The following is a 19,711-nucleotide window of genomic DNA, read 5'->3' as shown; positions in this document are numbered from 1 at the left end:
GACTTCGCAATCCACACCGAACCCAGAGGCCCTCGCCTCGTTCAAGGACCACTCAAGGCGTGTCGCCTGTCACCAACGTCCCGGGACAGCACACCTAGCCCCGACGGACCGTGGGCCCGGTTCTCCGGGCCCGGTCCCCGACCTACTTACCGCACCTCGGCAGATCCGCGGTGTCGCCGCTGCGGATGTCCTTGAGGGCGCCGAGGGCGTCCTGGATGGTGCCCACCTTGATGAGGGTGAGGCCGTCGGGGGTGTCCTTGGCGGCGGCCGCGCAGTTGTCGGCGGGCGTCAGGAAGTACTGCGCGCCCTTGGCCCGCGCGCCCACGGTCTTCATCTCGATGCCGCCGATCGGACCGACCTTGCCGGCGTCGTCGATCGTGCCGGTGCCCGCCACGAACGTGCCGCCGGTCAGACTGCCCGGGGTGAGCTTGTCGTAGATGCCGAGAGCGAACATCAGCCCGGCGCTCGGCCCGCCGACGTCGGCGAGCTTGATGTCGATGGTGAACGGGAACGTGTGGTCGGTGCCCGCGGAGATCCCGACGATGGCGCGCTTCTCTCCGGTGTCGTCGGACGTCGTGGTGGTCATGCTGATGTCCTGCGTCTTGGTCGGCGTCCGCTTCTCCTTCTCCGCGGCGGCCTGCTCCTTGGCCGGCACGATCGTGAAGCGGACGTCCTGGCCCGGCTTGTGCTTGGTGACGAGCTTCGCGACGTCGTTCGGCTGCTTCACCGGCGTGCCGTCGACGGCCTTGATCACGTCCCCCGCGTGCAGCTTGCCCTGGGCCGGGGAGCCCTTGACCACGGTCGAGACGATCACCCAGGACTTCACCGGAACGTCCAGCTGCTTCAGGGCGGCGACCTTGGCGCTCTCCTGAGACTGGCTGAACTCCTCGGCGTTCTCCTGGGTGGACTGCTCCTCGGTCTTGCCGTCCGGGTAGAGCGTCTCGTGCGGCACGACCTTGTTGTCGTGTGCGAGCCAGCCGTAGACGGCTTCGACCAGGTTCATCCGGTAATCGGCGCTCGTGACCCGGACCGTGGTCATGTTCAGGTGGCCACTGGTCGCGTAGGTCTTCTTCCCCGCAATCTGCAGCACCGGCTCACCGTCGTGATCGCCCAGCGTGTTCACCGTCGGCCCCGGGGACATCTCCGCATAGGGCACGGGGATGAACACTCCCGCGCACAGGAGCGCGATCAGCATCAGGGTGGAAGCGAGCATCGTCGCGGTGCGGCGTGGCATGAGTCGACAGTACGGGACGGTCCTGTCAGCGCACCGTCAGGGCCGCCCGTCCGGGGCGACCCTGGGCTCACAGACGCCTGTGACCTGCTGTTTCCCGACTCTCAGGCACCTGGTCGGGGCTTCTCCATGGCCTCGCGGAAGCGGGCGTAGCCGATGAGCTCCGGGCCGTCGTTACGGACCCTGCGGGTCCGGTTGGCCCAACTGCCCCAGAGCCCCGCGCCGATGGCAGCCACAAGCGGAATCAGCAACCAGGCGAGCGCCGCCATGCCGACCTCCAACCCCTTTGAACGTCCGCAACTGACTGATCAGCAGATTAACGATCCGCAGTGACAACGCTCACGCCAGGGGTGCGGTTACGCAACCGGAAGACGGCTTCCCGGATCAGCAGGCCCCCACCCATTCCTCCGTGCCGTCGGAGAACTTCTGGTGCTTCCAGATGGGCACTTCGTGCTTGAGGTCGTCGATGAGCTTCCGGCAGGCCTCGAAGGCCTCGCCACGATGGGGGCAGGAGACCGCTACGACCACGGCCAGATCCCCGACCCGGAGGTCCCCCACGCGGTGCACGGCCGCCAGGGCCCGCACCGGGAACTCGGCGGCGACCTTCTCGGCGATCCGCCGCATCTCGGCCTCGGCGCTGGGGTGGCACGAATACCCCAGCTCCTCGACGTCGGCGCCCCCGTCGTGGTTCCGCACGGTTCCCACGAAGAGCGCGGTGCCCCCGGCCGCGTCGTCCCCGACGGCCCGGAACACCTCGTCCAGGGAGAGGGCCGAGTCCCGGATCCCGATCAGCTTGACGGGGTCCTGCGCGGCCTGCTCACCGGGGTGATCGTTCGTGGTTGCCATGTCCCCATCGTGCCGCACACGACCGACGGCACGGAATAGAGCCATCGACCAGCACGCGCGCATACGCGTTTGGAGCCTCCTACAGGGGCGGCCCTCTTCGGCGGTTCCGGCAGCGGGTACCTCAGATCCGCCGCCGGGCCTTCCGCGCCCGCCGCACCACCGCGGCCGCACCCAGCAGCGCCACGGTCGCACCCGCGGCGCCCGCGGCCGTCGCGTCCTTGCGGCCCAGCCGCCGTCCGGCGACCGTGTGCCGGCCGGCGACCTCCTCCAGGAGTTCCGCCAGCACCTCCTCGTTGGTGTACTGCGGCCGCCACCCGGCGTCGTGCAGCCGGCTGCCGCTCACGACCCAGGGGTACATCGTGTACGCCAGGTCCCCGGCCGGGGACGGCGTGAGCCCGATGCGGTGCAGCCGCGCCGCCGCACCCAGCGCGACCGCCGACGGCAGCTCCATCCGCCGGATCCCGCTGAGCTCCTCGACCTCCTCCTGCTCCAGCCAGCCGTCGCACCCGACGGTCAGCTCCCCGTCGACCTTCTCCAGAACGGCGTACACCAGCGCGCTGCACAGGTCCTCGACGTGGCAGAACTGCCACGCGGGCCGCGACCCGGCGACGACGAGCAGCCGGGGAGACTCGAAGTACCTGGTCAGCGCGGTGTCCGTGCCTCCGCCCACCAGCACGGCGGGCCGTACGACGGTGACGTTGAGCCCCGGGTGCGCCCGGGGCGCGCGCCTCGCCAGCCGTTCGATCTCCAGGAGGTCGCCGACGCCGGTCGCCTCGGCCGTGGCGCGCAGCTCGGCGTCCTCGGACAGCGGCAGCTCGTTGTCGGGCAGCGCCCCGTAGACCATCGCCGAGGTGCAGAGCACGACGCGGTGCACTCCGGCCGCCGCGGCGGCCGTCAGGACGGTCTGCGTCCCCCGCACGTTGTAGGCCGTTCGGGCGGCCGCGTCGGTTTCCAGATCGAGATCCAGCGCGAGGTGCACCACCACGTCGGCGCCGCGCAGTTTGTCCGCGATGGCCGGATCCCGTACGTCCAGGATGTGCCACTGGGCCGAGGCGCACTCGCCGCGCCGCTCGTCGATGGCCACGACCTGCTTGACCTCGTCGGACGCGGCGAGCTGCTCGGTGAGCAGGGCTCCCACGCCGTAAGCGGCGCCGGTGACCGCGACGACGGGTCCACGTGCCGCGGGACTCGCGGAACTGGTTGACTGGTTTCGCGCTGCGCGAACCTGCGGATCTGGGGAACTCACCGGGCGTCTCCAGCGGTTGTCTTCAGTACGAGCGCGTCCGACGCGTGCGTACCAGGTGGCATCCATCCTGCCGCAGGCCGTCAGTCGGCGAAGCACCGAGGCCCGATCCGCCCCAGGTGTCTACGCTGGGTGGTGTTGTCGGGCAGCCGTGCCGCCGGAAAGAACCGGCGGCCCTACCAGCCGAGGAATCCCGTGAGTGACACCCCATTCGGATTCGGCCTTCCGCCGGAGGAGCCGGACGACGGCGACGAGGGCAAGAAGAAGGACCAGCAGAGCGGTGGTGGTCAGGGACCGGCCAACCCGTTCGGTTTCGGCGGCCTGCCCGGAGCCGGAGGCTTCGGCGGAGGCCCTGGCGGCCCCGGGGGCCCCGGTGCGGACAATCCGTTCGCAGCCATGTTCGGGTCGCTGAACCCCACCGACCTGGGCGCCGCGTTCCAGCAGCTGGGCCAGATGCTCTCCTACGAGGGCGGCCCGGTGAACTGGGACATGGCCAAGCAGATCGCCCGCCAGACGGTCTCCCAGGGCAGTCCTGACGGCACCAAGGACGCCAGCGTCGGCCCTGCCGACCGCAAGGGCGTCGAGGAAGCCGTCCGCCTGGCCGACCTGTGGCTCGACGATGCCACCTCCCTGCCGTCCGGCGCCGCCTCCGCGGTGGCCTGGAGCCGCGCGGAGTGGGTCGAGGCCACCCTGCCCGCCTGGAAGGAGCTCGTCGACCCGGTCGCCGAGCGCGTCGGCACCGCCATGGGCGACGTCCTGCCGGAGGAGATGCAGGCCATGGCCGGCCCGCTGATCGGCATGATGCGCTCGATGGGCGGCGCCATGTTCGGCACGCAGATCGGGCAGGCCGTCGGCGTGCTCGCCGGCGAGGTCGTCGGCTCGTCCGACATCGGCCTGCCGCTCGGCCCGGCCGGCAAGGCCGCGCTGCTGCCGGTGAACATCGAGACGTTCGGCAAGGACCTGAGCGTCCCCCAGGAGGAGGTGCGGCTGTATCTCGCCCTGCGCGAGGCCGCCCACCAGCGCCTCTTCGCGCACGTGCCGTGGCTGCGCTCGCATCTGTTCGGTGCGGTCGACGGCTATGCGCGCGGGATCAAGGTCGACACGGCCAAGCTGGAGGACGTGGTCGGCCAGTTCGACCCGCAGAACCCGGAGCAGTTGCAGGAGGCCCTCCAGCAGGGCATGTTCCAGCCGGAGGACACGCCCGAGCAGAAGGCCGCCCTGGCCCGTCTGGAGACGGCTCTGGCGCTCGTGGAGGGCTGGGTGGACGCGGTGGTCCACGCCGCCGCGAAACCCCGCCTGGCGTCCGCCGACGCCCTGCGCGAGACGTTGCGCCGCCGCCGTGCCTCGGGCGGTCCGGCCGAGCAGACGTTTGCCACGCTGATCGGCCTGGAGCTGCGCCCGCGCCGTCTGCGGGACGCCTCCCGTCTGTGGGCCTCGCTCACGGACGCGCGGGGTGTGGACGGCCGGGACGCACTGTGGCACCACCCGGACATGCTGCCGACGGCGTCCGACCTGGACGACCCGGACGGCTTCGTGCACCGCGAGCAGATCGACTTCTCCGAGCTGGACAAGATGCTCGGCGAAGCGGCGGACAAGCCCGACCTCAAGAAGAAGGACGAGGACGAGGGCGAGGGCAAGAACAAGGGCGACGACGCCGGGTGAGCCTGTACGACGACGCGGTCCTCGTGCTGAAGGGGTACGAGGACCAGACGGACCTCCGCCAGGCGTATCTCGACCATCTGGCGGAGCACCCGGACGGCCTGTGGAAGGCCTGCCACGCGGGGCACATCACGGCGAGCGCGCTGGTGATCGACCCCGAGGGCGGCCGGGTGCTGCTGACCCTCCACAAGAAGCTGCAGATGTGGCTGCAGATGGGCGGACACTGCGAGCCCGGTGACGCCACTCTGGCGGCAGCGGCCCTGCGTGAGGCGACGGAGGAGTCCGGTGTCTCGGGGCTCTCCCTGCTGCCCGGCGGTCCGGTGCGTCTGGACCGGCATCCGATCCCGCCGCCGTGCCACTGCCACTTCGATGTCCAGTACGCGGTCGTGGCACCGCCGGACGCCGCGCACGCGATCAGCGACGAGTCACTCGACGTGCGCTGGTTCGGCTACGACGAGGTGGCCGAGGTGGCGGACGAGTCGGTCGTGCAGCTCTTGGCGGCCGCACGCGCGAGGCTCGCGACGTGAGTCACGTGTAAGGGGCGGTCGCTGTCGGCGGCCGCCCCTTACATTCGATCCCGACGGTGGACTGCGCCCCTTCAGGGGCGCGGGGAACTGCGCGACCAGGCACAGACGGCCCGCGGTCGAGGCGAGACAGCAGGCCCCGGACCTTTCGGCCGAACCCGCGGAGCGCTCAGCTCCAGACGTTGCCCTGGTTCTGTCCGCGCGCCCCTTGCTGGCCCATGCCGTACTGCGCGGCGAGGCCCGAGCCGATCTGGGCGCCCTGCGGCGGCAGCAGCTCACTCGGCTGGACGAGCGCGAAGCCGGTGCCCATGAAGCTGAGCTCCCAGCCCTCGCCGGTGCTGCCGCGGCGCCGCCACACTCCGGAGGAGTGCGTCTGGGCCTGCATCTGCACGCGCAGGCTGGTCGACCAGGCGACGATCGCATCGGCGTCGCAGTTGACGTACTTGTCGGGCGTCACCTGAAGCAGCAGCGGCATCCCGGACGTCATCAGGGCCACCTTGCCCCGGCCAGAGATGTTGAGCTGGTACTTCCCCGAGCCGGAGATGCCGTAGAGGCTGTCCACGGCGATGACCTCGTGGTGCAGGGAGGAGTCCATCGCCAGCACGTAGCTGCTGTCGACGGTGAGGCCGTCCTGGTCCACCTCCATGACGTGCACGTGCTGCTTGAGGTTGGCGAGGTAGACCGTGCCCTGCCCGTGGCAGCGCATCAGGTCGAGCCCCTCACCGGTCTGCGCACGCGCGCGGGACTGTTCGTTGCTCTGGTACTCGGCGTCGAACTCGACGAGGCCCTGGTAGGCGACCATGGTGCCCTTGCGGGCCAGGATGTCGTCGTGGCCCTCCAGGGCGACGCGCAGCATCTGCTTGTTCTGCAGACTCCAGCGCTCTTGGGTCGGCTGCTCGTTGTAGGCGAAAATCGGGCTCTGCATGGCGTGTGGTTCCCCCTCAGCCCCGGACCCGGAGACGGTCGGTGCTGTCCTCGCTGGGCTGGACGACGACGATGCCCTGACCGGAGAAGGCCATCTGGTAGGCCTCGCCGCTGCCGCGGCCGATCAGCGACTGGGCCCGGAAGCTGCGCTTGCCCTTCACCTTGAGGTTCGGGGACCACGCGACGAGCGCGTCGGGGTCGACGTACGTCTCGTCCTCGCCGCCTCCGCAGTCGACGACGATGGGCTTGCCCCGGGAGGTCAGCGCGACCCAGCCCTGCCCGGAGATCTTGGTGTTCCACAGGCCCTGCCCGGCGAACTTCGCCAGGCCCTTGACCCGCTCCACGCCCCACGTCAGGTGGGCGTCGAAGGCGAGCAGGTTGGTGGCGTTGACGGAGATGCCGTCGCCGTTGAGGTTGATGACGACGACGTTCGCCCCGTAGTCGGCGAGGTAGAGCAGGCCGTCGCCGGAGCACTTCATCAAGGGCGCGCCCTCGCCGGTGAGCCAGTCCTTGGCGATCTGGCGCACGGCCGGCGGGTTGGGCTCGTACTGCACGAAGCCCTCGTAGGCGACCATCGACCCCACGCGCGCGAGGAGGTCGTTCCCGGTCTGCATGGCGACCTTCAGCATGTGGTTGCCGTGGTTCTCCATGCGGGCGGTGACGGGTGCGGGGGCATGGCCCGCGAGCTGCTGTGTCATGACGGGCTCCCTCAGACCTCGTACGGCTGGACGACGATGAAGTTGCCGGGCGCTCCCCGGAACTGGAGGTTGACGCTCTCCCCGGTGTCACCGGGGTAGGCGTTGCGGCGCATCCGCACCTGGCTGGAGACGACGACCTGGGCCGCGGCCGACCAGGCGACCACGGCGTTGCAGTCGGCGAACGTGGTGGGCGTGACGGGCAGCACCACGGGCGTGCCGTGCGTCTTGACGACGATCGTGCCGGTGCCCTGGAACTGCATGGTGAACAGCGCGCCGCCGGGGATGCCGTGGCCCTCGATGCGGCGGACCTCGTACTGAAGGCTCTCGTCGAAGGCGAGGACGTTCTCTGCGGAGACGCAGACGGCGTCGCCCTGCAGTTCGAGGGGGTGCAGCATGGTCGAGTTCTCGGCGAGGAAGACCTGGCCCTGGCCCGTGCAGCGCATCAGCTGCATCTCCTGGCCGGTGGCGTTGCCCACGATCCGGCCGGAGAAGCCGGCGCCCTTGTAGCTGAAGTCGACCTTGCCCTGGTACAGCACCATGCTGCCCTGCCGGGCCAGCACGGGCTGTCCGCCGATGCCGAGGTCGACGCGGACGAGTTTCTTGTTCTGCTGCGTCCAGCGCTGCCCGGTCGGGGTCTCCTTGAACTGCTGGAGCGCGGCGGACACGCCGGGGCCCTGGGGAGCGCCTTGAGGAACACCCTGCGGGGCTCCGTGAGGCACTCCCTGCGGGGCTCCGTAGGGGGCCTGTCCGAACGGCGGCGGCTGCTGGCCGTAGCCCGGGGGCGGCGTCGGCTGGCCGTAGCCGGGCGGCGGGGCCGGGGCGTGGGGCGCCTGGGGCTGGCCGTAGCCGGGAGGCGGCGGGGCCGTCTGGCCGGGGACCTGCCCGTACTGCGGCGGCTGCTGGCCCGGCTGGCCGTACGGCGCGGGTGCCGGGGGCGGCACCGGGGAGCCGCCGGGCGGAGTGTTCAGGGGAGCGACGATGGTCGGGGCGGCGTGCACCTGGGGTGCGGGCGCCGGGGCCGGGGCCGGAGGCGGGGTGGGGCCGGGCGGGGGCGCGAAGCCCTGCGCAGCGGGCTGGGGCGCGGGCGCCGGAGCCGCCGGAGGCGCCGCCGGGGCGGGTTCCGCGGTTCCGGGGACTCCGAACGCGGGCGGCGCGAAGCCCGGGGCCGCGCCGGCCTGCGGCTGCTGCGGGGCGGGCGAGGGTGCTTCTTCCTCGGCCACCTCACCGCCGAAGTTCTTCAGCAGCGCGTCAAGACCGCCGTCGAAGCCCTGCCCGACGGCGGCGAACCGCCAGACGTCCTTGAGGTAGAAATCGCCCAGCATCACGGCCCGTTCGGTGGAGAACTCCGAGCCGTTGAAGGAGTAGCGCGCCACCTCCTCGCCGCCCGCGACGATCCGGATGTAGCCGGAGGTGATCTGCGACATCTGCCCGGCGCCGTCGATGGTCGCCGTGAAGGACAGCTTCTGGATCTGCTGCGGGATCCGGTCGAGCGTCACCCGGAAGGACTCCGTGTCGCCCGCCTGGGCGCCCAGAAGCTGAATGGACTCCTCGGGGGACTTCGGCTGGTTGAAGAAGACGAAGTACCGGTCGTCCGAGAGCCGTTCGTCGGCGTCGAGGCCGAAGCAGCTGATGTCGAAGCTCAGCCCGGGGCCGGCGATCTGTACGCCTACGTACAGATCCGTGCCCGCGGTGAGGTCACTGATCCTGGCCTTGTGGCCGCGTTGGAATTCCCTGGCCATGCGTAACGACCGTCCCCCATCCAGAGCGTGAGTGCGTCGCGCCAGGCTAACGGCAAACTCGGACACCGGACGAGGTCGGTACAGAGCCGGTACACAACGCCCGCACGGCCGTATCGGCTGTTCGCTCGCGGAAAGCGGTCGGTCACCCCTCGGGGCTCTCGCCCCGGGCGCCGGGCACATGGGGCAACCGCTCCGCGGCCACCACGCCTTCAAGGTATCCCCGGGCCCGCTCCGTGCGCGGATAGGCCTCCAGGAGTTCCCAGAAGCGAGGTCCGTGTCCGGGCACGAGCAGATGGGCGAGTTCGTGGACGAGGACGTAGTCGACGACGTAATCAGGCATGCCCTGGAGGCGGTGCGACAGACGGATGCTGCCCTCGGAGGGGGTGCAGGACCCCCAGCGCGTGTTCTGGTTGGTCACCCAGCGCACCGACGCGGGCCGGGCCCGCCCCTCGAAGTACTGGTCCGAAAGACGCCGGGCGCGCTCGGCGAGCTCGGCGTCGCCGAGGGCCCGCTTGCTCTCCTGGGCGGCGAGCTTGTCGAGCATGACGCTCACCCAGCGCTGCTCCTCCGCCTCGGACATCCGGGCGGGGATGAGCACTACGGTGCGATCGCCCTCGCGGTACGCGGAGACCGTTCTGCGTCGGCGGGTGCTCCTGCGGACCTCGATCGCGCTCGCCCCCGAGCCGCTCGGCGGCTGGCTCGTCGTGCTGCGCTGTGCGGTTCCGGCGCGGTGCAGTGGGTCGGCGGGCACGCCCCGACGTTACCCGCTGCACACGGGGAAGTCCCGACTCCGGGACGGTTCGGTGCCACCGCTCCCATTTGCCGCCGGATTTGTACGACGAATGCTCGCACCTGTGGACAACTTTCGGCAGGCGTCGGCGGGTTTGGGCATGCTGGATCTCGTCGGCGAAGCGATGACGGGGCGGTGCGCAGCTGCACTCAGGGCATGCGGGCGACCGGCCCCGGCATGACCGGCCGGGGCCCGCGTCCACGCTCCGTCGGCATACGGGGACGATCTACGGCATACGGGGGCCTGTCATGCATCCGATGGTCAAACCCGCGCTCAGGCGCGGCTGGCGTGACCTCAAGACCGTGCAGTTCGGGATGACACCGGCGCACGCGATGACGCTCGGTCCGATGGACCTGGCGACAGGCAGCTTCCTCGACCTGCTGAACGGCACACGGGGGCTGGAGCTGTTGCGCGAGGAGGGACGCCGTATGGACCTGCCCGACGGTCATGTCGACGGACTGGTGAGAGGGCTCGCGCGAGCCGGGCTGCTGGACGACTCCCGGGGCGGCGGACCGGCCGCCGACGCCCTGCGGAAGAAGAAGAAGGAGGTGCTGGACCGGCTGCGCCCCGACCTTGCCTCCCTGTCCTTGACGACCTCCTCGCCCGGCGACGCGATCGGGCAGCTGGCCGCCCGGCGCTCGCAGCGCGTGCAGGTGAGGGGCGCCGGCCGGGTGGGGGCCGTGCTGGCCTCGCTCCTGGCCGGGGCCGGCGTGGGCGAGGTGGATGTGCTCGACGGTGGTTGTGTGGAGCCGTGGGACGTCGCACCGGGCGGGCTTCCCCCGGAATCCGTCGGCGACCGCAGGGACGAGTCGGCCCGCCGTGCCGTGCGCCGGGCGGCCCCGGACCGGCCACCGCGCCGTACAGCGGCCCAGGCATCCCCGGAGGACGGCGACCCGGGATTCTCACTGGTGATCCTCGCCCCACGGGACGACGTGGGCGTGCACGCGCCCGACCCGGCCGCCGCCGAGCCGCTGATGGTCTCCGGGACCCCGCATCTGTACGCCGGTGTCGTGGAGGGCACCGGTGTGGTCGGCCCGTTCGTCCTGCCCGGGGAGACGGGCTGCGCGGGCTGTCTGCACGAGGACCGCGCCGACCGGGACCAGGCCTGGCCGCGCCTGATCGCCCAGTGGCGCTCAGGCAGGCAGCGGCAGGTGGGGCCCTGCGACCTGACGCTGGCCACGACCGTGGCCGGGCTGGCCGCCGCCCATGCGCTCGCTTTCCTGGACGGCCGGGTTCCGTCCAGCGCCGGCGCCCGCTGGGAGGTTTCCCTCCCGGCTCTCCACTGGCAAGCGCGGCCGGTCCGGGTACATCCGGCATGCTCGTGTGCGGCGGCGGAGAGAGGAAAAGGGGAGCACCTCTCGGAGGACGGGGAGTCGCACGAGACAATGGCGGTGCAACGGCCGTCGGAGCGATGCCGCGAGGCAGAGGCGGAGCGGCCGGCTGGGACTTGGAGGGCGCATGTCTGATCTTCCCCGGAAGGCGGTTACCCGGACCGCCAAGCTCGCCGCGCTCCCGCTCGGCATCGCCGGGCGGGCCACCTGGGGATTCGGCAAGCGGATCGTCGGCGAGTCCGCCGAGCTCGTCGGCCGGGAACTCCAACAGCGCACGGCGGAGCAGCTGTTCAAGGTGCTCGGCGAGCTCAAGGGCGGAGCGATGAAGTTCGGCCAGGCCCTGTCGGTCTTCGAGTCCGCGCTGCCTGAGGAGGTGGCCGGCCCCTACCGGGCCGCGCTGACCAAGCTCCAGGAGGCGGCGCCGCCCATGCCGACCCGTACCGTGCACGCGGTGCTGGAGGAGCGGCTCGGCGAGGGCTGGCAGGGGCTGTTCCTGGAGTTCGAGGACAAACCCGCCGCGGCGGCCTCGATCGGCCAGGTCCACCGAGGGGTGTGGCACGACGGCCGCGAGGTGGCGGTCAAGGTGCAGTACCCGGGCGCCGGTGAGGCCCTGCTGTCGGACCTGAACCAGCTGAGCCGCTTCTCGCGTCTGCTCGGTCCGCTGATCCCCGGCATGGACATCAAGCCGCTGATCGCGGAGCTGAAGGACCGTGTCTCGGAGGAGCTGGACTACGGCCTGGAGGCCCAGGCCCAGCAGGCGCACGCGGAGGAGTTCACGGACGACCCGGACGTGGTCGTGCCGCAGGTGGTGCACCAGTCCGACCAGGTCCTGGTCACCGAGTGGATGGACGGCATCCCGCTGTCGGAGATCATCTCGGACGGTACCCAGGAGCAGCGCAACCGTGCCGGTCAGCTCCTGGCCCGCTTCCTGTTCTCCGGCCCCGCCCGCACGGGCCTGCTGCACGCCGATCCCCACCCGGGCAATTTCCGGCTCCTGCCCGGCGGCCCGGAGGGTGAGGACGACTGGCGCCTGGGCGTCCTGGACTTCGGCACGGTCGACCGTCTCCCGGGGGGACTGCCGGCCACGATCGGCGAGTCCCTGCGGATGACTCTCGACGGGGAGGCCGAGGCGGTCTACGAGCTGCTGTGCGCGGAAGGGTTCGTCAAGGAGACGATAGAGCTGGACCCGGACGCCGTCATGGACTACCTGCTGCCGATCATCGAGCCGGCCCAGGTCGAGGAGTTCACCTTCACACGGGGCTGGATGCGCAACCAGGCGGCTCGGGTCGCCGACCCCCGCTCCCCCGCTTACCAGCTCGGCAAGCAGCTCAACCTGCCCCCGTCCTATCTGCTGATCCACCGGGTGACACTGAGCACGATCGGCGTGCTGTGTCAGCTGGGGGCGACGGTGCGGTTGCGCGAGGAGTTGGAGGAGTGGCTGCCGGGGTTCGTCCCCGAGGACCCGGTGGACGGCGAAGAGGCGGTGGCGGAGGCGTGAGTCCCGGCCGCGGGGTTCACCACCAGTCCGAGTCCAGGCGCCCCTCGATGGACCTGAGGTTCTCTCGGGAGCAGCTCTCGCAGTAGTACTGGCGGATGCCGCTCTCCACGGAGTAGGTCCAGGTGAGGGGCGGGCCTTCGGCCGGGACGTCGACCGACGTGCCGCAGCGGGCACAGACGAACCGCCGCGGCTCCCCGGCGGAGCCGTTCTCGCCGCCTCCAGGAGGACTCGTCACCCGGTGACGATATCTCCGCGCCGGGGCTTCCGCAGGCACAACTTCCACCCACCCGGGCTCGACGGGTCCACCCCCTGGTTCGTAGCACCGCGCGTCGACCCAGATGACCACGACACCCCCCGACGGCGGAGCACCAGACGGCCGGCCGCCGGGTACCCCGCGACGGCGGAGCACCAGACGCCCGGCCCCCGGGTAAACACCACACACCGGCCCAGGGGCACACCCCGCATCTGCCGGACCAGCACCCCGCACCAGCGCGAGCGGCGCCAAGCACCCGGCACCCATGGCGGCCGCATGCCCTCCTGCTCGGCTCAACGCACCGCGGGGGCCGGCCCGTTCGTACGGACCGGCCCCCGCGGTGAGAGCTCTACGGCGGCGGCAGCGCGGCCTCCCTGGCCGGGAGGCCCCCGTGCGGTGCGCGGGTTACTGCATGACCGCCATGGCGAGCGCCCGACGGGCACGCATCGACGCGCGCTCCGCCCTGCGCTGCATCCGGCGGGCGGCCACCAGGCGCGCGGCCTGGCGATCCCTCTCCGCCTCCTGCAGTCGCTCGCGCATATGCGCACGAGCCATGGCTTCTGGAATGAGTTGCATCTCTCGGGTCCTGTTCTGACGCGAGTCCTTCGCGCCGCTGATGGTGAAGTCTTGGGTCGCGGAGCCTGCGGGCTCGTAAGTGGACGGCTTCATCGGGGCCTGCTTCTGGGGGTCGTGCGTGAGGGGGCGGTCGATCGTTCCTGCGATGTTCATGCTGTGACCGGGTTCTTGCGCGGGCGGCCACGCGGCCGCTTCCGGGCGACGACGACACCCTGGACGAACAGCTCGCCACCCCAGACGCCCCAGGGCTCACGCCGCTCCTTGGCACCGGCGAGGCAGGCCTCGACCAGCGGGCAGGTACGGCAGAGGGACTTGGCGTACTCGACGTCCGCGGGCGACTCGGCGAAGAAGACCTCCGGGTCGTAGGAGCGGCACGGGACGGGTACGCCGAGGTTCTCGATGGCGTCGTCGAGCGCGGTGAGCGCGGTGAGCGGGGTCAAGGCGGGGTCCTCCGTGGAGCCGGGCTTGGGGATCGTGTCGGAAGGCGGTACGGACGGGGCGTGCGCTTCGAGTTGCACGGTTCGTCTTCCTCGTCTGGTCATTCCGGCCTGTTGGCCGGGGTGGGTGGTACCGGGTTCTTTTCTTGTCCCGAGGCTCCTTCGGTCCGTCATCCCTGTTCAGGGACAAACAGAAGGGCCGCGGATCCCGGATGGGGTTCCGCGGCCCTGAAGGCGCCGGCCTGATCGGCGATCAGGCTGGATCACTCCAGGGTTCTGGCCCACGGAAGGCCCACATCTGGTGGTGCTGCGTCGTCTGCTTCCGGAATCCGGCACCGGTCGCCGTAAAGGCATAGGCCTGCGCCTGTGCCGCTACTGCCGCTTCCAGTGCCTTGGTCGGTCGCTCATTGCGCTCGCGGACGGGAAGGCCCGCGGGGGCGACGGAGGAGGACGCCGGACGGACGGCACGAATGCCGGACAGACCGGTGCCCAGGTTCGAAACGCCGAGCATGCACGCGGAGACGGCCGAGCGATCGGTCATTTTCACGGTGCTGACGGAGCTGGTGTAGATGCTGATCACTGGACTCGCCTCCTCTCGGCGTATCGGGGGACTGGGTGAACCAGTCCGACGGATATGCAAGTACATCACGGGATCAGGGCCTTCGAGAAGGCCGCTGCTCTCGTGCCTAAGAACCTATGGGGATTGCTGGGGCATGCGCAAACTATTTTTTCGACGAGTTCGTGTCAGTCGTGATCTGTGCTCTCCGCCAGGGACTGGCCTGCGCAGATGGCCAGTACGTCGGCGCCGTAGCGGGTGAGCTTGCGCATCCCGACACCCGGGATGCGGGCGAGCTCGCGCTCGTCGTCGGGGGCGGACTCGGCGATCGCCATCAGCGTCCTGTCCGTGAACACGCAGAAGGCGGGCTGGCCACTGCTGCGTGCCTGGTCGGCGCGCCACTCACGCAGCCGCTCGTACAGGCCCTCGTTCATGTCGGAGGGGCAGTCGTCGCAGCGCATCAGCTTCATTTCGCCCGGGTCGGTCAGCGTGCGGCCGCAGACGCGGCAGCGGGCGGGGACTCGCTGCGCCCGTTTCGGGGTGGACCCCCTGGTTCCGGGGATTCCGCGCTCGATTCCGCCCGCTCCTCCGGCGGCGGTACGGCCCGCGGCGGCCGCCGAGCCGGGGCGCAGCCCGTCGAGGAAGCGGCTGGGACGGCGGCTCGGGCGCCCTCCGGGCGAGCGGGAGAGCGCCCAGGAGACATGGAGGTGCTCTCGCGCGCGGGTGACTCCGACATAGAGGAGGCGGCGCTCCTCCTCGATCTGTTCGTCTGTCTTGGCGTAGGTGATCGGCATCATGCCCTCGGCGACGCCGACCAGGAAGACGACGTCCCACTCCAGGCCCTTGGCCGAGTGCAGGGAGGCGAGGGTGACGCCTTGCACGGTGGGGGCGTGCTGGGCGTTCGCCCGTTCGTCGAGTTCGGCGACGAGGTCCGCCAGGGTGGCGGTGGGCCGGGCGGCGGCGAAGTCCTGGGCGAGGTTCACCAGGGCGGCCAGGGACTCCCAGCGCTCTCTCACCGCGCCGGAGCCGGCCGGTGGCTGCGTCGTCCAGCCCTCTCCCGACAGCACGGCGCGCACCTGGGAGGGAAGGTCGACGACGTCGTCCAGGAGGGAGTCGTTGCCGCCGAAGCGGGCCGCGCCGCGCAGGGCGATGCCCGCCTTGCGCACCTCCGGGCGGTCGAAGAACCGCTCGGCGCCGCGCAGCTGGTAGGGCACCGCGGCGTCGGCGAGGGCTTGCTCATAGGTCTCGGACTGCGCGTTCGTGCGGAAGAGGACAGCGATCTCGGAGGCCGGGACTCCCGAGTCGACGAGCTCGCGGATCCGGCGGGCCGCGCCTTCCGCCTCGGCGGGTTCGTCGGTGTACTCGGCGTAGACCGGCTCGGGCCCGGCGGGGCGCTGGGAGACGAGCTCCAGGCGGTGGTCGGCGGCCCGGCCCCGGGCCTGGGCGAGCAGACCGTTGGCGAGGTGGACGACCTGGGGCGTGGAACGGTAGTCGCGGACCAGCTTGACGACGGTCGCACCGGGGTGGCGGGTGCGGAAGTCGAGCAGATGGTCCGGGGTGGCCCCGGTGAACGAGTAGATCGTCTGGCTGGCGTCCCCGACTACGCACAGGCTGTCCCGCTCGCCCAGCCACAGTTCGAGCAGGCGCTGCTGGAGGGGGCTGACGTCCTGGTACTCGTCGACCACGAAGTGCTGGTACTGGGCGCGGATCTGTTCGGCGATGTCGTGGCGGTCCTGGAGAACCGCCACGGTCAGCAGCAGCACGTCCTCGAAGTCGATGACGGACCGCTCGCGTTTGACGTCCTCGTAGGCGGCGTAGAGCTGGGCGATCTCGGCGGGGTCGCGGGGGGACTCGCGGCCGGCCTTGGCGGCGGCGGGTGCGTAGTCGGCGGGGACGGTCTGGGTGACCTTGGACCATTCGATCTCGGCGGTGACGTCCCGCAGCTCGCCCCGGTCGAGCCGGATGCGGCAGGCGGCCGCCGCGTCGGCGACGAGCTGGATCTTGCGGTCGACGAGACGGGGCATGGCGCCGCCGATCGCTTTCGGCCAGAAGTACTGGAGCTGGCGCAGGGCGGCCGAGTGGAACGTGCGCGCCTGGACGCCCGCGGCGCCGAGCTGGCGCAGCCGGCCGCGCATCTCCCCGGCCGCGCGGTTGGTGAAGGTGACGGCGAGGACGCTGGAGGGGTGCAGGATGCCCGCGCGCACTCCGTAGGCGATGCGGTGGGTGATCGCCCGGGTCTTGCCCGTGCCCGCGCCTGCCAGGACGCACACCGGGCCGTGCAGGGCCGTGGCCACTTCGCGCTGCTCGGGGTCGAGCCCTTCGAGCACCGCGTCGGCGGAGTCCGGTACCTGCGGGAACAGGGTGGAGTGCGTTGCTGCTGTCACACAGCCATGCTGCCAGGTCGCGCGAGACGGCTGCGCCGGTTGTCCACAGGCAGGCACTGATAGTCGTACTAATGCGGCAGGCGTCACGTCGGGCCTGGCACGGGCACCGGGAATGGTGGACCTTTCACATGCGTTCCCCCACTGCGGCCACCCGCCCCGAGCCACCGAAGGAGCACGAGAGACATGCTGGGCACTGTGACGATGTACAGCACCACGTGGTGCGGCTACTGCCGCCGGCTGAAGAGCCAGATGGACCGCGAGGGCATCGCGTACACCGAGATCAACATCGAGCAGGACCCGGAGTCCGCCGCGTTCGTGGAGAAGGCGAATGGCGGAAACCAGACGGTGCCCACCGTCCTCTTCCCGGACGGCTCGACGCTCACGAACCCGTCGCTGGCACAGGTGAAGCAGAAGATCGGCGCCTAGTCGCCGTGTGTCTGTGCGGGTAAGGCGGCTCCTGAGACAGCTCAGGGGCCGCCTTCTCTCATGCCGACGACGGGCGCGCTGACGAGGTCAGACAACGCTCCGTGTCGGGAGCGGCTTGCCGTACCAGAGCTCGATCAGGCGGGCCGCGATGGAGATGCCGTAGGGCGGGAGCACCTCGCCGGACTCGAAGGCGGCGCGCAGCTCGTCACGGGAGAACCAGCGGGCCTCGTGGATCTCGTCGCCGTCGACTTCGATCTCGGTCGAGGTGGCGCGGGCCATGAAGCCCAGCATGAGGCTGGACGGGAAGGGCCAGGGCTGGCTGGCGACGTACTCGACCTGGCCGACGCTGATGCCGACCTCCTCCAGGACCTCGCGGCGCACCGACTGCTCGATGGACTCGCCGGGCTCGACGAAGCCGGCCAGCGTCGAGAAGCGCCCCTCGGGCCAGTGGACCTGGCGGCCGAGCAGGACGCGGTCGTCCTCATCGGTCACGGCCATGATCACAGCGGGGTCCGTGCGCGGGTAGTGCTCCGCGCCGCAGGCCTGGCAGCGGCGGATGTGTCCGGCGGCGGCGATGACGGTGCGTTCGCCGCAGCGCGAGCAGAAGCGGTGCGTGCGCTGCCAGTTCTCCAGGCCCACCGCGTGCACCATCAGGCCCACGTCCCGGGCCGACAGCAGGGCGCCCGCCTCGCGCAGGCCCGCGGGGCGCGCGGACTGGTCCATGCGCCCGGGCAGGGAGTCCTTCTGGAGGGCGAAGTAGCTGACGCCGTCCTCGTCGATGCCGAGGAAGTAGCGGTGCGCTTCGGTGAGGGGGGCCTCGAAGGAGGGGGTCATGACGAGTTCGGTGCGCCCGTCCGCCGTCTCGTCGATGAGGACCTGTCCGCCGGAGACCACGAAGCAGCGCGTCGTGGGGTGGCTCCACGCCGCCGCGAGCCAGGCCTCGTCGAGCCGGTGGTGGGCGGCCCGGTCGACGCCGCTCGGGGCGGTGAGCGAGATGGGACGGTCGGCGTTGTGGTCGGTCCAGGTGGTCACGGGTGCTTCCAACTCCCCGGTGGAACAGTCGGGTTCGGCGGGCGGTTCAGCGGGACGTACGGCGGGAGACGACCGGGTCCGGCGGGCTCGGGCGGTGCGGGGCGGCGCTTCCAGTGTGCCCCGCGCGCGTGCCCGGTCCGGACGGAAGGACGCTCAGGGCGCATGGCGCCAGTTCTCGGCGAGGTCACCCCACAGGTACGCGGCGGTCTCGACGCCTTTGAGGAGCAGGTCGAGTTCGACTTTCTCGTTCGGGGCGTGCCAGCCGTCCGAGGGGACGGAGATGCCCAGGAACAGCACCGGGGCGCCGAGGACGTCCTGGAGGTCCGCCGCCGGTCCGGAGCCGCCCTCGCGGGTGAAGCGGACCGGCTTCTCGAAGGCCCGGCCCATGGCGCGGGTGACCGACCGGAGAGCCGGGTGGTCCAGCGGCGTGAGGCACGGGCGCGTGGCCCCGCTGAACGTGATGCCGCAGCGGATCCCCGGGGGCACCTGCTGCTCGGCCCAGGCGCGGACGGCCTTCTCCACCTGCCCGGGGTCCTGCCCCGCCACCAGACGGAAGGACAGCTTCACCAGGGCGGAGGAGGGGACGATCGTCTTGCTGCCGGGGCCCTGGTAGCCGCCGCCGATGCCGTTGACCTCCGCGGTGGGGCGGGCCCAGATCCGCTCCAGGGTGGTGTACCCGGCCTCCCCCTCGGTGGCGTACGACTTGGCCGTGCGCAGCCACTGCTGCTCGTCGAAGGGCAGCTCGGCGAGCAGTTCACGCTCGCGGTCGGTGAGCTCGACCACGCCGTCGTAGAAGCCCGGGATCGCCACGCGCGCGTGCTCGTCGTGCAGGGCGGCGACGAGTCGGGCGGCGGCCGTCGCCGGGTTGGGCACGGCGCCGCCGAAGGAACCGGAGTGGATGTCCTGGTCGGGGCCGTGCAGGCGTATCTCGCACTCGGCGAGGCCACGCATGCCGGTGCACACCGTGGGGGTGTCCTCGGACCACATGCCGGTGTCGGAGACGATCACGGCGTCGGCGGCGAGCCGCTCGGCGTGCTGCTCGACCAGGGCCCGGAAGTGCGGCGAGCCGGACTCCTCCTCGCCCTCAACGATCAGTTTGAGGTGCACGGCCGGGGTGCTGCGGCCGGTGGCGGCGAGGTGGGCGCGCACGCCGAGGGTGTGAAAGAACACCTGGCCCTTGTCGTCGGCCGCCCCGCGCGCGTAGAGGCGGTCGCCGCGCACGACCGGCTCGAAGGGCTCGCTGTCCCAGCCGTCCTCCCGGGCCGCAGGCTGCACGTCGTGGTGGCCGTAGACCAGCACGGTGGGTGCCTGCGGGTCCGCACAGGGCCACTCGGCGAAGACGGCGGGCGCGCCGGGGGTCTGCCAGACCTCGGCCGTCGGGAAGCCGGTCTCCTTGAGCTTGGCGGCGAGCCAGTCGGCGCTGCGTCGCACGTCGGGCGCGTGGTCCGGCTGGGCGGACACCGACGGGATGCGCAGCCACTCGGCGAGGTCGTCGAGGAAGGCGGCGCGGTGCTGCTGGATGTACGTACGGACGACGCTGTCCGGGGTCTGGCTCATGGTCACG

20 protein-coding genes are annotated in these 19,711 nt (G+C 71.2%); 5 read left to right on the top strand and 15 right to left on the bottom strand.

Annotated features, from left to right (window positions below):
* Positions 1 to 142: 142 nt before the first annotated feature.
* From OO68_RS37640 to OO68_RS37630, 4 genes are all read right to left on the bottom strand, one after another.
* A complete protein-coding gene (locus OO68_RS37640; protein ID WP_033313891.1) occupies positions 143 to 1,234 on the bottom strand; it encodes a YlbL family protein in 1,092 nt (363 codons plus the stop codon).
* Between the two features lie 101 nt (positions 1,235 to 1,335).
* A complete protein-coding gene (locus tag OO68_RS47035; protein ID WP_167345944.1) occupies positions 1,336 to 1,500 on the bottom strand; it encodes a hypothetical protein in 165 nt (54 codons plus the stop codon).
* A gap of 115 nt (positions 1,501 to 1,615) precedes the next feature.
* Positions 1,616 to 2,077 carry a molybdenum cofactor biosynthesis protein MoaE gene (locus OO68_RS37635; RefSeq protein ID WP_033313890.1) on the bottom strand — a complete coding sequence of 154 codons (462 nt, stop codon included), beginning with the start codon at positions 2,075 to 2,077 and terminating at the stop codon, positions 1,616 to 1,618.
* Positions 2,078 to 2,198: 121 nt separating this feature from the next.
* Complete coding sequence (locus OO68_RS37630; protein WP_033313889.1) at positions 2,199 to 3,323, bottom strand: SDR family oxidoreductase; 1,125 nt, start codon at positions 3,321 to 3,323, stop codon at positions 2,199 to 2,201.
* Positions 3,324 to 3,515: 192 nt separating this feature from the next.
* Here OO68_RS37630 and OO68_RS37625 point away from each other — a divergent pair, with 192 nt between their 5' ends.
* Positions 3,516 to 4,982, top strand: a complete 1,467-nt coding sequence (locus OO68_RS37625; protein WP_033313888.1) for a zinc-dependent metalloprotease — start codon at positions 3,516 to 3,518, stop codon at positions 4,980 to 4,982.
* On the top strand, positions 4,979 to 5,506 hold the full coding sequence (locus tag OO68_RS37620) for an NUDIX hydrolase (protein WP_033313887.1): 528 nt from the start codon (positions 4,979 to 4,981) through the stop codon (positions 5,504 to 5,506). Before OO68_RS37625 ends, OO68_RS37620 begins: the two co-directional genes overlap by 4 nt.
* Positions 5,507 to 5,672: 166 nt before the next feature.
* On the opposite strand, the gene OO68_RS37615 is transcribed toward OO68_RS37620, so the two are convergent.
* From OO68_RS37615 to OO68_RS37600, 4 genes are all read right to left on the bottom strand, one after another.
* Entirely contained in the window at positions 5,673 to 6,428 is a 756-nt protein-coding gene (locus OO68_RS37615; protein ID WP_033313886.1) for an AIM24 family protein, read from the bottom strand.
* Between the two features lie 16 nt (positions 6,429 to 6,444).
* Complete coding sequence (locus OO68_RS37610) at positions 6,445 to 7,125, bottom strand: AIM24 family protein (protein WP_030854889.1); 681 nt, start codon at positions 7,123 to 7,125, stop codon at positions 6,445 to 6,447.
* An 11-nt stretch (positions 7,126 to 7,136) separates the two neighbouring features.
* Complete coding sequence (locus OO68_RS37605) at positions 7,137 to 8,864, bottom strand: TerD family protein (protein ID WP_033313884.1); 1,728 nt, start codon at positions 8,862 to 8,864, stop codon at positions 7,137 to 7,139.
* 142 nt (positions 8,865 to 9,006) lie between these two features.
* Positions 9,007 to 9,615 carry a M48 metallopeptidase family protein gene (locus OO68_RS37600; protein WP_033313882.1) on the bottom strand — a complete coding sequence of 203 codons (609 nt, stop codon included), beginning with the start codon at positions 9,613 to 9,615 and terminating at the stop codon, positions 9,007 to 9,009.
* A gap of 287 nt (positions 9,616 to 9,902) precedes the next feature.
* Between OO68_RS37600 and OO68_RS37595 the strand changes: the two genes are divergently transcribed.
* Together OO68_RS37595 and OO68_RS37590 are read left to right on the top strand one after the other, a co-directional pair.
* Complete coding sequence (locus OO68_RS37595) at positions 9,903 to 11,120, top strand: ThiF family adenylyltransferase (RefSeq protein WP_033313881.1); 1,218 nt, start codon at positions 9,903 to 9,905, stop codon at positions 11,118 to 11,120.
* Complete coding sequence (locus OO68_RS37590; protein ID WP_033313880.1) at positions 11,113 to 12,483, top strand: ABC1 kinase family protein; 1,371 nt, start codon at positions 11,113 to 11,115, stop codon at positions 12,481 to 12,483. Before OO68_RS37595 ends, OO68_RS37590 begins: the two co-directional genes overlap by 8 nt.
* 16 nt (positions 12,484 to 12,499) lie before the next feature.
* On the opposite strand, the gene OO68_RS37585 is transcribed toward OO68_RS37590, so the two are convergent.
* The 5 genes from OO68_RS37585 to OO68_RS37565 all read right to left on the bottom strand — a co-directional run bounded on the left by OO68_RS37585 (position 12,500) and on the right by OO68_RS37565 (position 16,746).
* Positions 12,500 to 12,718: a hypothetical protein gene (locus OO68_RS37585; RefSeq protein WP_033313879.1), complete on the bottom strand. Its 219-nt coding sequence runs from the start codon at positions 12,716 to 12,718 to the stop codon at positions 12,500 to 12,502.
* Positions 12,719 to 13,141: 423 nt separating this feature from the next.
* Complete coding sequence (locus tag OO68_RS37580) at positions 13,142 to 13,465, bottom strand: putative WhiB-interacting protein (RefSeq protein WP_033313878.1); 324 nt, start codon at positions 13,463 to 13,465, stop codon at positions 13,142 to 13,144.
* Positions 13,462 to 13,830 carry a WhiB family transcriptional regulator gene (locus OO68_RS37575; RefSeq protein ID WP_033313877.1) on the bottom strand — a complete coding sequence of 123 codons (369 nt, stop codon included), beginning with the start codon at positions 13,828 to 13,830 and terminating at the stop codon, positions 13,462 to 13,464. The genes OO68_RS37580 and OO68_RS37575 overlap by 4 nt, the downstream gene beginning before the upstream one ends.
* Positions 13,831 to 14,002: 172 nt before the next feature.
* A complete protein-coding gene (locus OO68_RS44840) occupies positions 14,003 to 14,329 on the bottom strand; it encodes a hypothetical protein (protein ID WP_078625720.1) in 327 nt (108 codons plus the stop codon).
* Positions 14,330 to 14,493: 164 nt separating this feature from the next.
* Positions 14,494 to 16,746: an ATP-dependent DNA helicase UvrD2 gene (locus OO68_RS37565; protein ID WP_403550405.1), complete on the bottom strand. Its 2,253-nt coding sequence runs from the start codon at positions 16,744 to 16,746 to the stop codon at positions 14,494 to 14,496.
* A gap of 126 nt (positions 16,747 to 16,872) precedes the next feature.
* On the opposite strand from OO68_RS37565, the gene OO68_RS37560 reads away from it, so the two are divergent.
* Positions 16,873 to 17,115 (top strand): mycoredoxin, encoded by a 243-nt coding sequence (locus tag OO68_RS37560; RefSeq protein WP_003992805.1) that lies wholly within the window; start codon positions 16,873 to 16,875, stop codon positions 17,113 to 17,115.
* Positions 17,116 to 17,202: 87 nt separating this feature from the next.
* On the opposite strand, the gene nudC is transcribed toward OO68_RS37560, so the two are convergent.
* Together nudC and OO68_RS37550 are read right to left on the bottom strand one after the other, a co-directional pair.
* Positions 17,203 to 18,147 carry an NAD(+) diphosphatase gene (nudC, locus tag OO68_RS37555; protein WP_033313875.1) on the bottom strand — a complete coding sequence of 315 codons (945 nt, stop codon included), beginning with the start codon at positions 18,145 to 18,147 and terminating at the stop codon, positions 17,203 to 17,205.
* 153 nt (positions 18,148 to 18,300) lie between these two features.
* Entirely contained in the window at positions 18,301 to 19,704 is a 1,404-nt protein-coding gene (locus tag OO68_RS37550; RefSeq protein ID WP_033313896.1) for a dipeptidase, read from the bottom strand.
* Positions 19,705 to 19,711: the final 7 nt, after the last annotated feature.

Source organism: Streptomyces iakyrus (assembly GCF_000717055.1).
Classification (GTDB): domain Bacteria; phylum Actinomycetota; class Actinomycetes; order Streptomycetales; family Streptomycetaceae; genus Streptomyces; species Streptomyces iakyrus.
This window is presented reverse-complemented; position numbering and strand designations above follow the sequence as displayed.

Coding starts and splice junctions, on each gene's coding strand:
- OO68_RS37640 (WP_033313891.1), bottom strand. CDS start 1,234: ATGCCACGCCGCACCGCGACGATGCTCGCTTCCACCCTGATGCTGATC.
- OO68_RS37580 (WP_033313878.1), bottom strand. CDS start 13,465: ATGAACATCGCAGGAACGATCGACCGCCCCCTCACGCACGACCCCCAG.
- OO68_RS37550 (WP_033313896.1), bottom strand. CDS start 19,704: ATGAGCCAGACCCCGGACAGCGTCGTCCGTACGTACATCCAGCAGCAC.
- OO68_RS37595 (WP_033313881.1), top strand. CDS start 9,903: ATGCATCCGATGGTCAAACCCGCGCTCAGGCGCGGCTGGCGTGACCTC.
- OO68_RS47035 (WP_167345944.1), bottom strand. CDS start 1,500: ATGGCGGCGCTCGCCTGGTTGCTGATTCCGCTTGTGGCTGCCATCGGC.
- OO68_RS37615 (WP_033313886.1), bottom strand. CDS start 6,428: ATGCAGAGCCCGATTTTCGCCTACAACGAGCAGCCGACCCAAGAGCGC.
- OO68_RS37610 (WP_030854889.1), bottom strand. CDS start 7,125: ATGACACAGCAGCTCGCGGGCCATGCCCCCGCACCCGTCACCGCCCGC.
- OO68_RS37635 (WP_033313890.1), bottom strand. CDS start 2,077: ATGGCAACCACGAACGATCACCCCGGTGAGCAGGCCGCGCAGGACCCC.
- OO68_RS37590 (WP_033313880.1), top strand. CDS start 11,113: ATGTCTGATCTTCCCCGGAAGGCGGTTACCCGGACCGCCAAGCTCGCC.
- OO68_RS37560 (WP_003992805.1), top strand. CDS start 16,873: ATGCTGGGCACTGTGACGATGTACAGCACCACGTGGTGCGGCTACTGC.
- OO68_RS37605 (WP_033313884.1), bottom strand. CDS start 8,864: ATGGCCAGGGAATTCCAACGCGGCCACAAGGCCAGGATCAGTGACCTC.